The organism is Pseudomonas sp. HS-18 (assembly GCF_020401845.1).
Classification (GTDB): Bacteria; Pseudomonadota; Gammaproteobacteria; order Pseudomonadales; family Pseudomonadaceae; genus Pseudomonas; species Pseudomonas nitroreducens.
Genome location: NZ_CP084413.1, coordinates 5403943 through 5417518, shown reverse-complemented (window position 1 = coordinate 5417518; position 13576 = coordinate 5403943). Strand labels below are relative to the sequence as shown.

General features: G+C 65.5%; 11 protein-coding genes. 8 read left to right on the top strand and 3 right to left on the bottom strand.

Going from position 1 to position 13576, the window contains the following annotated elements; genetic code table 11:
- Positions 1-77: 77 nt before the first annotated feature.
- Genes mksF through mksB form a run of 3 tightly spaced genes read right to left on the bottom strand, consistent with a single transcriptional unit; the run spans position 78 to position 4925 of the window.
- Entirely contained in the window at positions 78-2912 is a 2835-nt protein-coding gene (mksF, locus tag LDJ84_RS25285) for an Mks condensin complex protein MksF (RefSeq protein ID WP_024766608.1), read from the bottom strand.
- A complete protein-coding gene (gene mksE, locus LDJ84_RS25280) occupies positions 2909-3658 on the bottom strand; it encodes an Mks condensin complex protein MksE (protein ID WP_084358775.1) in 750 nt (249 codons plus the stop codon). Before mksE ends, mksF begins: the two co-directional genes overlap by 4 nt.
- The gene (gene mksB / locus LDJ84_RS25275) at positions 3648-4925 is read right to left on the bottom strand and encodes an Mks condensin complex protein MksB (protein WP_084358774.1); all 1278 of its coding nucleotides are present in this window, start codon (positions 4923-4925) and stop codon (positions 3648-3650) included. Before mksB ends, mksE begins: the two co-directional genes overlap by 11 nt.
- A gap of 217 nt (positions 4926-5142) precedes the next feature.
- Here mksB and LDJ84_RS25270 point away from each other — a divergent pair, with 217 nt between their 5' ends.
- From LDJ84_RS25270 to LDJ84_RS25235, 8 genes are all read left to right on the top strand, one after another.
- Positions 5143-5748, top strand: coding sequence for a hypothetical protein (locus LDJ84_RS25270; RefSeq protein ID WP_226045580.1), 606 nt, complete (start codon positions 5143-5145; stop codon positions 5746-5748).
- Between the two features lie 237 nt (positions 5749-5985).
- Positions 5986-7068: a hypothetical protein gene (locus LDJ84_RS25265; RefSeq protein WP_065327298.1), complete on the top strand. Its 1083-nt coding sequence runs from the start codon at positions 5986-5988 to the stop codon at positions 7066-7068.
- Positions 7069-7084: 16 nt separating this feature from the next.
- Positions 7085-8653: a hypothetical protein gene (locus LDJ84_RS25260; RefSeq protein WP_024766612.1), complete on the top strand. Its 1569-nt coding sequence runs from the start codon at positions 7085-7087 to the stop codon at positions 8651-8653.
- Positions 8654-8671: 18 nt separating this feature from the next.
- On the top strand, positions 8672-9178 hold the full coding sequence (locus tag LDJ84_RS25255) for a DUF6160 family protein (RefSeq protein WP_024766613.1): 507 nt from the start codon (positions 8672-8674) through the stop codon (positions 9176-9178).
- A 115-nt stretch (positions 9179-9293) separates the two neighbouring features.
- Positions 9294-10130, top strand: a complete 837-nt coding sequence (locus LDJ84_RS25250) for a hypothetical protein (RefSeq protein WP_024766614.1) — start codon at positions 9294-9296, stop codon at positions 10128-10130.
- Positions 10127-10579, top strand: a complete 453-nt coding sequence (gene rimI / locus LDJ84_RS25245; protein WP_024766615.1) for a ribosomal protein S18-alanine N-acetyltransferase — start codon at positions 10127-10129, stop codon at positions 10577-10579. Before LDJ84_RS25250 ends, rimI begins: the two co-directional genes overlap by 4 nt.
- 377 nt (positions 10580-10956) lie before the next feature.
- Positions 10957-12345 carry a flavin monoamine oxidase family protein gene (locus LDJ84_RS25240; RefSeq protein ID WP_226045579.1) on the top strand — a complete coding sequence of 463 codons (1389 nt, stop codon included), beginning with the start codon at positions 10957-10959 and terminating at the stop codon, positions 12343-12345.
- Positions 12320-13564, top strand: coding sequence for a C69 family dipeptidase (locus LDJ84_RS25235; protein ID WP_024766617.1), 1245 nt, complete (start codon positions 12320-12322; stop codon positions 13562-13564). Before LDJ84_RS25240 ends, LDJ84_RS25235 begins: the two co-directional genes overlap by 26 nt.
- The last annotated feature ends 12 nt before the right edge of the window (positions 13565-13576 follow it).

The following is a 13576-nucleotide window of genomic DNA, read 5'->3' as shown; positions in this document are numbered from 1 at the left end:
ACAAGTGCAGGGCCACGCAGAGTCGGAAAGGAAAAAGCCCCGCATGGCGGGGCTTTTTCGTTAACGCTGCGAGAGCATCACGCCGGTTCGGCGCTGGCTTCCACGTCGTTGTGCGCAGCCTTTTCTGTGTCGCGCCGGCGGATGTACTTCCAGTCCGCCTCGTCGATGTAGATACCGTTGGGACCGCTGCCGCCCTCCAGGTCGATGGCCACCTGCGCCGACACCTGGGGCTTCACGCTCGCCAGGATCGGCACGAAGCCCAGTTGCAGGCTGGTCTCCAGCAGCGCCGACTGGTTGCGTTCGTCGATGTCCGCCGCCTCGTCGAGGTAGTAGGGCAGGCGCACGCGGCCGGCCTGCTCGCGGTCCATCAGGTGCAGCAACAGGTACATGTTGGTCAGCGCCTTGATGGTCATGGTGGTGCCGTTGGACGCGGCGCCGTCGATATCGGTGTGCATGATCGGCTGGCCGCCCAGCTTGGTGATCTCGAACGCCAGCTCGAACAGGTCCTTCAGGCCCAGTTGGTTGTTGTTCGCCGCCACCAGGCGCGACAGGTAGTCCTTGGCTTCCTCGTTCTTCGCATCCTGCTCGGCGCTCTGGGTCAGGTCGAAGACGGAGAGGTTCTCGCCCTCTTCGTACTGGCCGGCGCTGTGGATGATCTGGTCGATGTGCTTGAGCGCGTCCTTGTTGGGCGCCAGCACGATGCGGAAGCTTTGCAGGTTGGATACCTGGCGCTTGTTGATCTCGCGGTTGAACAGCGCCAGTTGGTGTTCCAGGTTGTCGTAGTCGCTGCGGATATTGCGCAGGGTACGGGCGATGTCAGTGACGGCTGCACGGCGCGCCTTGGCCAGGGTCATGGCTTCGTCGGTGCGGTGTGCGTAAGCGTTGATCAGCAGTTGCAGGCGACGCTCCGGATCATCCTCGCTATCGAACTTGGCCACGCCCTTGAGGCGCACCTGGGCGTACAGCGCCTCGATCTGACCGTCCACGCGCTGCAGCGATTGCCAGGTGTCCTGATAGTCGTTGAGCAGCGGCAGTAGGTTGTCCATGGAGTCGTCGACCGGGTCCATGAACGGGATGCCGAAGGGCAGGTTGGCCGGCAGCAGCTGGCGACGGCGCAGGGCGTCGTCGAGGGTGCGTTGCTTGGCTTCCATGTCGGCCAGTTGGCGGCCGATCAACTGCAGCTTGGCGGAGAGCTGCTGGACGCGTTCGGTGAAGGCGTCGGCGGAGCGCTTGAGCTCGTCCTGGGTGGCTTCCAGCTGGGCGAGCTGCTCCAGCTTGGCCGGCTCTTCGGCGTTGAGCGTCTGGCTGCGACGGAAGTCTTCCAGCGCCTTCTGCGCATCGAGCACGTCCTGATAGAACTTGTCCGCTTGCGCTTTGCTGGCGTTGCGGTCGGCGGCCACGGCCTGCTGGGTCTTGAGCTGCTTGAGCTCCTTCTCCAGGCGCTCCTTCTGGTCGCGCAGCGCGGCGCGGTCGGCCAGGGCCTGCAGGGCCGGCGGCTCGATGGTTGAAATGTCGATGGAGAGGCCGGGCACTTCGAAGCGCTCGCCCTTGAAGGCATCGAGGATCTTCTCGACGCTGCCGACCCACTGGCCGGCTTCGTCGAGGTCTACGCCTTTTTCGCCCAGCGGCAGGCTGAACAGCGCGCCGTTGAACAGACGCATCAGACGCTCCACGTCCTGCTGGGAGAATTCCTCGCGCAGGCGGGCATAGCTGTTGTTGTCGGCGTGCTCGAGTTGCTGGCGAACGCCCTTCAGGCGTTTTTCCAGATCGCGCATGCGTTCTTCCAGGTCTTCGCTGGAGAACTGCCGGGAGTGCGCCAGGGCGCCGGCCAGTTCGTCGTGAGCGTCCTTGGCGGCGAGCAGTTGCTGCTCCAGGACCTTGACGTCATCGACCAGCGCGAAGCGGTTCTTCAGCACGGCGAGTTCGCCCATCCAGCGCTGGATCTCGCTGATCTCGCGCTCCAGGCGCATCAGCTCGGCGGTGCTGCCGCGCTGCTCGTTCTGCAGGCCGTCCTGCTCGCGCTTGTAGTGCTCGGCCTGGATGACCAGCTCTTCCTTGCGCGCGCCGGAATAGTCTTCCCAGGTGCCCAGCAGGTTATCCAGCAGCGGCGAGAGGCGGTGCATCTTGCCGCGCAGCAGTTCGCGCTGCTGCACGCCGTTGGCCAGGGCCTCGACCAGCGGGCCGGCGGCGACCAGGGCCTGGTAGTCACCTTCCATGCGGCGTACGTCGCGGAAGGCTTCCTCGCAGGCGGCGATGTAGTCGACGCTGCCCGAACGCAGGCTGTGCTCGAAGGCATCGAGGAACAGCTGCTTGAGCTTGGCCGCGGTGATCTCGCGCATGTGCAGCAGGTTGATGAACAGCGAGCGGAAGGTCTTCAGGCTCTGTTCGCTGGTGGAGCGCAGCGGGATCAGGGTCAGGTCCAGCGGGATCGAGGTGTGGCCGCCGACCAGCAGGCGACGCAGCTCGTCGGGCTTCAGTTCATAGGACTTGATGCCCTCGCGCTCAAGGTTGGCATACAGCTCGCGCAGGCGCAGGCAGGTGCCGTTCTTCTGGTAGTGCTCCAGGTCCAGCTCGCCCTGGTAGGCGAAGAACTGGTGGCCGAAGCCGCCGCCTGGACCGCGGCCGCCGACGCCGATCACATGGCGGCCGTTGGGCAGGTCCAGCTCGATGAGGATGTAGCTGGTGTCGGTGGCGAAGTAGAACTTGCGCGAGGCTTCCAGGCTGTACTTGCCGAAGCTCATGTCGGACATGCGCGCGAGGATCGGGAACTGCAGCGCGTTGATCGACGCCGACTTGCCGAGGTTGTTCGCGCCGTACACCGACAGTGGCTGTTCCAGCGGGAAGATGCCGAGGCTGTAGCCGGCGGTGTTGAGCAGGGCGAAGCGGCGGATGCCGTAGCGTTCCTGGGTCATGCCTGGGCCTCCTGTTCTTCGGCGATGGCGCGGGCGAGGGCGTCTTCTTCGCTCTCTTCTTCCGCGACGGCAGCGGGTTCGTCGATCACCACGATGGCGTCTTCGCTGTCTTCCAGCGGTTCGTCGGCGTAGGACTCGAGGATCACCACCGGCTCGTCGTCTTCTTCCATCAGCGCGGGCGCGGTGAACTGCATTTCGCTGGCGTACAGGTTGCTGGCCAGGTCGCGGTCCTGCTGGACCGACAGGCAGACGTCGAGGAAGCGGTGGATGGGCGGCAGGAAGCGGTACACGCCGTTGTCCTCGGCGGCGAAGCCAAGCTGGGTGAGGCGACGCATGACCTTCTCTTCCAGTTCTTCCTGGGTGGTCACCTCGGCCTGCAGGAACAGGTCGCGGTACTTCTCCAGCAGCGGCGGCAGTTCGTCGCGGCCGATGCTGCCGCCGTCGAGGACGGCCAGCGGGTCGCGGCCCTGGTCGGCGAGGTGTTCGACCAGGATGAAGGTGAACAGTGCCAGGCGCTGGGCGGTCTTGTTCACCTGGGCGCCGGTCTGCTCGGGAACGAAGTAGTAGAAGCCGCGGGTATCGCAGACCAGCTCGTAGCCCAGGCTGCGGAACAGCGCGCGGTAGGCGTCCTGCTGGTTGGACAGCTGGCTGTACAGCTCCGGATCACGGCGGCTGATGTGGAAGCCCTTGAACAGCTCGCGGAAGATCGGCGCGAGCTGGGTCATTTCGGTGAGATTAATCTGCATGCGATTCGCTCTTGCTGTCCTTGCCAGCGGTCGGGCCGGCGATCAGGGCGAAGGAGCACAGGCTGACGCTGTGCTGGAGAGTGTCGTATTGGGCCCGCTCAAGGCGGTCGCGCTGGAAGCGGGCATCGCGCGACAGGCGCGAGAACCAGTAGAGCAGTTCGTCGGTGGCGCCTTCGGGTTCCTGCTCCAGCAGCCATTGCATCAGGTCCGGCAGGGGCAGCGCGGCCTGGCAGCGGTCGAGCATTTCCCGCGCGGTGCGCGGCGAACGCTGCGGGCCGTCGTTCTTGCGATTGCCGCTGGCCTTGGGGAAGTGCGCCGGCTTGGGCTGGAAGTTGGCGAGGGCGAAGACGTAGCTCTCGACCTGCGAGGCGGTGCCCAGGAAGTTGCTCTGTGGCCGGGTGAACATCGGCATCGCCGCCTGCGGCACTGCGTCGATGCCCTTGCGCCGGATGACTGACAGCGCCAGGGCTGCGCCGCGGGTGATCGCGTTATGCCGGCGCGCTTCCTCGCGCAGCGGCAGCAGCAGTTCGCGGGCGCGGCGCAGGGTGAGCTGGGCAGTGGTCTGCATCTCCAGGATACGCGCGTGGGTGCGCAGCAACTGGTCGTCGTCCACCAGTTGGCCCAGGCGTGCCTGTTCGCTGAGCAGGCGTAGCAGCACCTGTTCCACGCGGTGCACGCCCTGTTCGAAGGCGCCATCGGCGGAGACCAGCTGGATCATCGGTTCGACGTATTCGTCCCAGGTTGCCAGGACTTCGGCATAGCGCTGGCGCAGCGGAATCTGCCGGTCCTGGGTCTTGGCCCGATCGGCCACGGCGACCAGCGCCTGCTCGTCGTTGGCGAGCTTCTTCAGCACGTCGCGCACGCGCATGTCGAGCAGGCGCAGTTGCCGGGCAAGGTCGTTGCCGTCGCGTGCCTCGAAAGCCTCGCGAATGTAGCCGGCGAGGCGCTCGAGGTGGCGCAGGTAGGCTTCGATCTCCAGGCACAGGCCCAGGCGGTGCTCCTGGCGCAGGTAGGCGAGGAAGTCGTGGATCTGCGCGTTCAGCTCGAAGCGGTTGGGGCTCTTGGCCACCGGGACGAGGATGTCCAGGCGGACCCACTGGTCGAGCAGGGCGGTGATGTCCACCGGGGTACTGTCGGGCAACTGGCTGGTGAGCTGGATACGCAGCTCCACCAGGCTCAGGGTGCCGGCGTCGAAGCGCTCGCACAGCGGTTCGAGCAGCACCCAGTGTTCGGCGAGGGCGCGGAGTACGCGTCGTGGGTCGATCATCGGCTTGGTTGGGCCCGGAATGAACAAAGGGAGCGATTGTACTGCAAAGGTCCCCCCCTGGCCGACAGGGTGACGAAACGCGTCAGTTTGCGACCGCGACAGCGCCCAAGGTGTGCGCTGGTTCACGGAAAATCAGGGCTAACTCACTGAATTTTCTGGCAAGTTTTTTGCCATAGCCTGTTATCAGAGCCGGGATATCGAAAGGCTGATCGCTGCCATGACCTACGACGCCGCACTTGCCAAAGCCCGCTGGGCCGAACTGGAACGCCAGAACGACCTGGACTGGGACCTGGATGCGATCACCGATCGCAACGAAGCCATCGCTTTCCTGCAGCGCTTCGAAAATCGCTTGTGCATCTATTCGTCGTACGTCGAGAAGCTCTACAGCAACTACAGCTTCGTGATTCCGGAGAGCCAGGAGGGCGGCATCACCATCCTCCCCGACGAGCAGGCCTGGTTCGACACCTTCCACGACATTCCCGCCGAGGCGGTGGAGCCCACCGGCATCCATATCCTGCCCGGCGAGACGATGGGTTACAGCGGCCTGTACCTGAAGGTTCCGGGCGAGCACCGGCTGGTGGCCTCGCGGGAGTTGCCGTTCCAGGATGGCCTGAAGCTGCTGATCAACCGTTACCGCATGCGCGGGGACATCTTCCTGCCGGTGCTGGTGAAGGGTGACCTGCGCGAGTATGAGGCGCGCATGCCCTCGCTGCATCTGCACCGCTTGAACACCGCCAAGCTGCAGGCCCAGTCGCGGCTGAACCTGGATGCCATCAAGGGCGCCATCGCCGAGCATCTGATCGGTCTGTTCCGCCATCACTGAGCTTTCGGGCGCCCGAAGCTGTCACCCGGGTGTGACGATGGGTAACAACCTGGCCCGGACTTTCCTTTCCTCGTTTATCGTTCGAGGTGATTTACTCGACTATGGGTCGGCCCGCCGTGGCGGGTGAATTCCTATAGTGGCATCACGGCGCCGAGTCTCGACCTGTTTTCCGGCTCGCCTCGCCCGATGAATAACAACTAGGCGCTCACTCGACGTGCGCCAGGAAAGGAGAGTGCCATGCATCAGTCCTCCGGTCCGCTCATGCGTGCCCTTGCCTTGCTCTGCGGCGGCCTGCTGGCCTTTTCCGCTCAGGCGCGCATGCAGTCGATGGACGATGATGAGCTGTCCGCCATCTCCGGCCAGGGCGCGATGCTCACCGTCGACGCTTCCACCTACCAGAACTACCAGTATACCCGGCTCAACTTCGGCGCCGACATCAGCCTGCTGACCAACATCGATCAGTTGAGCCTGGGCAACTACAGCCGCACCGGCTCGACCACCGTCTCCGGCCAGCCGGCGGATATCCTGATCAACAACTTCGCCCTGGGCAGGGTCGACAACGCCAACTCTCCCGACGCCAAGGTGGTGCCGTTCCAGATCCAGGATCCGTACGTCGAGTTCGCCTTCCAGACCAACAACGGTGTGCGCCAACTGGTGGGCGCGCGCGTCGGTTTCGGCAAGGCGCAAGGCGATCTGTCCGGCGACATCCTGTCCCTTACCGGCAACCTGCAGGGGCAGATCTATGGGCCGGCGTCCATCGCCTACGACTACTACACCCGCAACGGCTGCCCGAATCTGATCAACTGCCTGGCGCTGGCCGTGGCCGGGGATACGCCGGTGTACGCCGACGTGGTGCTGCTCAAGGCCGGCACGGGCGAGGCCACCATCAACGGCCAACCGATCAACCGCGCCACGCAGATCGGGATCGCCAAGGGCGACTCGCTGCATTCGGACGCTGGCGGCCTGATCGCCGCGCTGATCCCGACCCTGTCGACCACCAACAATTGCCAGGCGCTGGGCCTGACTACCTGCTTCGACCTGACCAACTACAAGACGATCTATATCGGCAAGCCGGGCTCCACCGACATCAATACTGGCGCCCAGGGCATCTTCTTCTCCCTGCAGAACCAGAACGTGCCTTGGCAGGACCTGGCCAATGCCGGCAACTTCGTCAATACCCAGTCCGGCGCCTTCGCCAACTTCCCCAAAGTGGGCTCCGGCGCGGATTCGGTCTATCCGATCCTGATCAACCTCTACGATGCGTTGCGCGGCCTGCCCCGGCAGTCCACCTGCATGGGCGCGCAAGCGTCAGGTTGCTGAGATGAGGAGTGCTGAGATGAGCTGGCGCGCCGCGTTGTTCGCCTGCCTCGCCGGCTGCCTGGTCAGCCTCCCGGCGTTGGGCATGAAGGCCCTGGATGATGAGCAACTGGAAGAAGTCAGTGGCGCCGGCCTGGGCTTCTTCATCGACGGCTTCAGCTACGACCAGGCGACCGCCACCTCGAAGATCACCGGCGTGAAGAACAGCGCCAACCAGGACGTCCAGGTCGATATCACCGGCGCCTACATCAAGGGCGCCGGCAGCCAGCGCGGCACGCTGGACACCAAGGCCTACCTGGGCACGCCCATGCACCCCTTCACCCTCGGGCCGATCAAGTACAAGGCCGGGCTGAACATCCCGGCCAACCAGGAAGCGCTGCAACTGATGACGCCGACCTGGACCGACCCGATCAACGACACCCACAAGTTCGGCCTGTGGTCGTACTACCAGGGCTGCCTGTATGGCGACGCCGGTTGCACCAACCCGGCCCAGGCGACCAACAAGGTCAATGCCGAGCTGAGCGCGCTGAAGACCCAGCGCGACACGCTGCTCACCACGTATTCGAACAACATGGTAACGCTCAAGAGCGGCATCGACGCCGACATGGTGGTGGTCAACCAGCGGGAGACCCAGGTCGATGCGGCCCAGGCGGTGCAGAAGACCAACTACAACACCATGAACACTCGTTACACCTCGGCGCCTGCCCAGGTCTGCGGGCTCTGGTGCGTGGACCGCCCGGCGCTGGGGACGAAGTACGACTGCGGCATCCTCGCCGCCTGCAACAACAACACCGCGGTGAAGAACTACAACGCCTCGGTGGACACCTACAACACCAGCACCAGCGACCTCACGGCTGCCCAGCAGAACCTCAGCGCCGCCTGGAACGTCAGCCGCAACGGCGTCACCCTGAGCCAGCGCGCCAGCGACTACGACAAGTTCGTCCAGCTCTGCGGCGCCCAAGGCGGCAGCGCCACCACCTGCGTCAGCGGCACCATTACGCGCACCGAGAAGAATGTCTCCACGGTGCAACTGGTGGCCGGCGCCATGCAGAGCTCCTCCGGCACCCGCATCCAGGGACTGGATATCGGCATTGCCACCAAGTTCACCCTGCCCAGTACGGCCTACAACAGCAACGGATCGGCTGGCGCAACCACCTCGCGTACGGACTTCTTCTCCATCGCCCTGGAGAACTTCACTCTCAACGGCTCCTACCTCAACCTGTGGGGCGACGCCGCCGGGCTCAAGGCCTCCATGAGCCTGCAGATGTATGCTGACAAACTGATCATCGCCGGCTGCGAGAACTGCGCCGACAGCAACAAGGTGGTGGCCAAGAATGTCTACTTCGACCTCAACCTGGGCGACGCCAATTACCAGCCGGCAACGCTCTCCGTGGCCAGCAACGGTGACCTGGTGCTCAGTGCGCCGGGCGTTACCTGGGCCAACCACGAGGCCTTCTACCAGAACGTTCAGAAGAGCAATATCAGCATCGGAAACCTGAACATCAGCGGCACCGATGTCGGTTCCCAGGCCATTCGCGGCCTGCGTATCGACTACTTGAATGTCCGCACCGTGAACCTGCCGCGCTAGCGCAAGAGGAGACTCGCCGTGAACAGCGCACGACTTCCGCTTCTGGCAACGCTGCTGCTGGCCGCCACCACAGCCCACAGCGAGATGCGCGGCCTGGACGACAGCGAAATGGCCGATGTCAGCGGCCAGGACGGCGTCAGCCTGAGTGTCAACTTCAATCTTGCCGCCAACACCGCCGATACCCGCTGCACCGGTGGCTGCGGTGCGCGCCTGGCGATCCAGCCGCTCAACAGCACCGGCTATATCGTGCTGGACAACATCAAGGGCACCTTCAGTTTCGACGGCATGTCCATCGACATGGTGACCATCAACAATGGCTTCAACGGTGACGGCGCGCTGTTCAACCGCCAGGCCATGAAGATCGGCCTGACCAACGCCAGCGCCACCAACCTGCAGTTCACCCTGGGCGGCGCCAACCAGGGCAAGGTTTCCGGCAGTGGCCTGCAGCAGACCAACCTGCTCACCTACCAGGCTACCGGCGCGGTCAAGCTCACCGGCAACGTCTACGTCTTCGGCACTCCGTAAGCGAAACGCACGGGCTCTCCGCCCGCCGGCCTTTCCCCCCAGCGCGTTTCACGCGACAATCCCGCCTCGTCGTGTCGGCCTGCTCGCGCAGGCACCACCCACAGGTAAACGCCCCTTGATCGAAGAAGCCCGTCGCCGCGCCTACCTTGGCGCCATGCAGGTCGCCAGTTGGCTGCCGCGCGTGGTGCTGCCGTTCGCCGCTCCGTCGCGCCCGGAGTTGCTGGAAACGCCTGCGCCCGTCGTAGCCGAGCCGATTGCTCCTGCGTCCGTTGCGGTGGCTCGCGAGGCCGTCGCCCCGGTTGCCGCCCCCGCGCCTGCTGCACCGGCAATGCCTGCAGAACCCGGCTCGATCGCTGCGCGCCTGCTGCCCAAGGTCGGCGCTGCGGCCAAGCCGGCTGGCGCGGTCAAGGCCGAAGATCCGGCCGAGGCGGAAGCCGAACCGGCTGTCCGCGCGCCGATCGCGCCGCCGCCACGCTTCGCCCTGCAACTGCTGCGTGCCGGCGAATGCACCGTGCTGGTCGAACTGCCCACCGGCGAGCCGCTGGCCAGCCGCGACCCGGCCTACCTGCTGCTCAAGGACCTGCTGCGCGCCGCCGGCCTGCCGGACAGCCCGCAACTGATGGGCGAGCCGGTACGCTGGCCGCTGTTCTCCCGCGGCAACATGGACCAGGGCCCGCAAGCCGCCCGCGAGTTCGTCCAGGGGTTCGTCGCCGCGCGGCTGGAGGAGGGCGCCCCGTGTTCCTGCCTGTGGCTGGTCGGCATGCCCGCCGTGCGCTTCGCCGGCGAGGGCGATGAAGAGTCCCTGCTGCGCGAGCTGCAGGTCGAAGGCCTGGGCGTAGCCTGGGCACTGCCGGGCCTGGAGCGCCTGGCCGAAGAACCCACTTTGAAAGCCGACCTCTGGCGCGCCATGCGCCGAGTGCGGCAACGCTGGATGAGTCAGGCACCTGCATGAGCGACGCTGTTTCTTTCCGCCCGATGACCGAGGCGGACCTCGATGCCGTACTCAAGATCGAATACGCCGCCTTCAGCCACCCCTGGACGCGCGGCACCTTCGCCGATGGGCTGAAAAGCTATGAATGCTGGGTGATGTTCGAAGGTTCCCAGCAGGTCGGCCACGGCGTGATCCAGCTGATCCTCGATGAAGCGCACCTGCTCAACATCACCGTCAAGCCGGAGAGCCAGGGCCGCGGCCTGGGGCTGGCGCTGCTGGAACACCTGATGAAGCGCGCCCACGAGCGGGGCGGAGTGGAATGCTTTCTCGAAGTCCGCGCCTCCAATGGCCCTGCCTATCGCCTTTACGAGCGCTACGGCTTCAATGAAATCGGTCGTCGCCGCGATTACTACCCGGCAGTCGGCGGCCGTGAAGACGCGCTGGTGATGGCCTGCACGCTGGTCGACTGAGCGCCCACCACGCGGGCCTCTTTGCACTGACCAGGACGCAGGATGGGGGGGCGCGAAGCGACACTTATCAATCGGTGCGCCTGAGGCATGGGTATCGCTCCGCGCCACCCATCCTACGAGAACTTCCCCGACTCCCCGCGACCCCGCACGCCGGAATCCAGGAGTGCGTGGGAGCGGACGCTGTCCGCGATCATCTCCCCGCCGCACTGTTCGTTCCGACCTGTCCAGATCACTTCCATTCCGGGATAGCCCAAGCTAGAGCCCTCGACATTTTATCCCCCGCAAAGCCTGGAAATTTCCCACGATTCGGGTTTCTCCGAGGGCGATTCCTGGCTTACGCTTAAGCCCAATAACAACAAGAACATAGGGTCGCAGACATGAATCGCAGCGATGTGATCGTGGTGGGCGCCGGTATTTCGGGGCTGACCGCAGCCTGGCGTCTGGCGCAAGCCGGGCAACGGGTCAAAGTGATCGAAGCGAACAAGCGCGTCGGTGGGCGCACCCTCAACCATCGCTTCGCCAGCGGCGAGGTGGTCGAGGTGGGCGGCCAGTGGGTCGGCCCTACCCAGGAACGCATCCTTTCCCTGCTGGCCGAACTCGGCCTGTCGACCTATCCGCAATGGAACCAGGGCGACAACCTCACTCTCTTCGGGAATCGCCTGCGGCCCTATCGCGGCGCTATTCCGAAGCTTCCTCCCCATGTTCTGCTCGATGTCCTTCAGGCTCATGTACGCCTGGACCGCATGGCACGGGAAATCCCCCTGAGCGACCCCAGCCTGCACCCCAAGGCCGAGCTCTGGGACAGCCTCACCTTCGCCGAATGGCTGCGGCGCAACGTGCGCACGGCCGCCGGGCGCAAGGTCTTCGAGCTGATGAGCGGCGCCGTGCTTGCCGCCAGCCCCCATGACCTCTCGTTCCTCCATGTGCTGTTCTACATCCACAGCGGCACCAACCTGGATACCCTGCTGGGCGTCGAGGGCGGCGCCCAGCAGGACCGCATCCACGGAGGCTCCCAGCGGATCAGCGAAACACTCGCCGAGCGTATCGCAGACGTCATCACCGGCGAGCCGGTGCGCACCGTGCGGCAGAACGGCAGCAGCGTCGAGCTGATCACCGACCGCGGTACGCACCAGGCCGCCCGTGTCATCTTCGCCGTGCCGCCCACCCAACTGCTGCGGATCAGCCAGGAGCCGCTGCTGCCCAGCTGGCGCGACCAGTTGCTGCAACGCCTGCCGCAGGGCTCGGTGATCAAGTGCATGGCGCTCTATGACACCCCGTTCTGGCGCGACAAGGGCCTCTCCGGCCAGGCCACTAGCGAGATCGGCCCGGTCCGCCTGACCTTCGACAATAGCGTCCCCGACTCCGGACGCGGCGTGCTGCTGGGCTTTATCGAAGGCGACGAAGCGCGCCAGTGGAACGCCCGGCTTGCTGACGAGCGCCGCGGCCAGGTGCTGGAGTGCTTCGCCCGCTACTTCGGCGAGCAGGCGCTCCAGCCGAAGGATTACGTGGACAAATCCTGGGCCGAGGAACCCTTCGCCCGGGGCTGTTATGCCGCCCTGTTCCCGCCGGGACTGTGGAGCAGCGGCGCGGCGCGCCTGCGCGAACCCTACGGGCGTTTGCACTTCGCCGGCACAGAAACGGCGACGCGCTGGATGGGATATTTCGACGGAGCCGTAGAGGCCGGGGAGCGTGCGGCGCGGGAAGTGCTGGGCGCGCGGGAAGATCACGGGGAGGAAGACTATGTGCGACACCTTGGTATTGCGTAGCGGCGGGGCCACCTGGTTCGCCAAGAACAGCGACCGCGAGCCTGCCGAAACGCAACGCCTGATCCGCCTGCCTGCTGTGAGCGGCGACAGCGCGGCCAAGGTGCGCACCACCTATCTGGATATCCCCCAGACCTCCCATCGCCATGGCGTCATCCTCAGCCAGCCGGCCTGGCTGTGGGGCGCCGAGATGGGCGTCAACGACAAGGGCGTGGCCATCGGCAACGAAGCCGTGTTCACCAGACTGACCCAGCGCGACGGCGAAGCCCTGCTCGGCATGGACCTGCTGCGCCTTGGGCTGGAGCGCGGCAGCAGCGCCCGCGAGGCGTTGTCGGTGATCACCGGACTGCTGGAGCGCCATGGGCAGGGAGGCCCTGCCGGCTATCGCAACAAGCGCATGCGCTACGACAACAGCTACCTGATCGCCGACCGCGACGAAGCCTGGGTGCTGGAAACCGCCGGGCGCCTGTGGGCGGCGAAGAAGGTCGAGCGCTGGGCGATCTCCAATGCCCTGAGCCTCGGCCACGAGTATGATCTCGCCAGCCCTGACCTGGAAACCCAGGCGCGCCGCTTCGGCTGCTGGAATGGCCGCGGAGATTTCCACTTCGCCCGCGCCTTTGATGGACGCGTGCTGCCCTGGGTTGCCGGTGCCCACCAGCGCCGCCAGCTCAACGAAGACTTTCTCGCCCACTGCCCGGCGAAGGTCGACTGGCTGGCGCTGGTTGTCGCTCTGCGCAGCCACGGTCACCGCGGGCATCGCTTCGACCTGCACGACAACCGGCAGATCTGTCTGCACGCCGGCAGCTTCTGGCGCCCCTCGCAGACCACCGCCAGCCTCATCGCCCGGCTCGACGGTGAATCTCCGCGCCTGGCCGCCACCGGCACCTCTGCACCCTGCCTGTCCATGTTCCAGCCGCTGGGTTTCGAAGAGCGCGCCGGGGAAGGTCTGCTCAGTCTCGAAACCGACGCCGTGGAGGACTCGCTGTGGTGGCGCTTCGAGACTGTGCACCAGCGCGCCCTGGCCGATCCCGGTTTCGCCGATGCCTTGCGCGCCGGCCACGGCTGGCTGGAAACCGAGTTGCTCAGTGCCCTGGATCGGCGCACGCTGGACTGGCCGCGCCTCGCCGCCGAAGGTCAGGCCTGGCATGACGCCTGGTACCAGCTGGCGCTGCAGCAGGCGCCGCGTCCACCACGCTGGTGGCGGCTCAACGCCGTGCACTGATGCCGCTTGTCA